The organism is Legionella drozanskii LLAP-1, from assembly GCF_001467585.1.
GTDB classification, from domain to species: domain Bacteria; phylum Pseudomonadota; class Gammaproteobacteria; order Legionellales; family Legionellaceae; genus Tatlockia; species Tatlockia drozanskii.
The window spans coordinates 1-514 of the sequence record NZ_LNXY01000014.1 but is presented as its reverse complement, the minus strand read 5'-3'; the positions used below and the strand labels follow the sequence as shown (position 1 = coordinate 514).

Below are 514 nucleotides of genomic sequence, written 5' to 3'. Positions count from 1 at the left end.
ACTTTGCCTTAATTGCCAATGCGGTGAGCTCTCATTGCGCAAGGGCTTATGAAAAACTAAGGCGGGAAGGATTGGCTGCCCAATACGTGACTGTTTTTGTGCAAACCAACCGCTTTCGCGCTGATTTACCGCAATACTGTAAAGGAGTGCAATTTAAATTAATTAACGCCTCTGATGATTTAATGGTGATTACCAAAATTGCTAAACGCTGCCTTAAGCAATTATTTAAACCAGGTTATAGCTATAAGAAAGTCGGGGTTTGCTTAGAAGGCTTAATCCCTAAAACATTTAAACAAAGTGACCTTTTTAACCAGCTTTCCGATGAGGTCGTTCAAAAAAAAGACAAACTCTTCAAGGCCTTTGATTCAATCAATACGCGCTTTGGTCGAGAAACGATTCGTCTAGCGTCCGAAGGGGCATCTAAACCTTGGGCTATGCGCGCTGAACTTAAATCACCGGCCTATACGACGCGCTGGACTGATTTGCCCTTTGTGAGAAATCTGACCTAAATTTT

Annotated in this window: 1 protein-coding gene; it reads left to right on the top strand. The window is 42.2% G+C overall.

Annotation, left to right across the window (positions count from 1 at the left end; all coding sequences use genetic code 11):
• The coding region (locus Ldro_RS03985; RefSeq protein ID WP_157066455.1) for a DUF4113 domain-containing protein at window positions 1–509 on the top strand (509 nt) is incomplete at its 5' end.
• Between the last annotated feature and the right edge of the window lie 5 nt (window positions 510–514).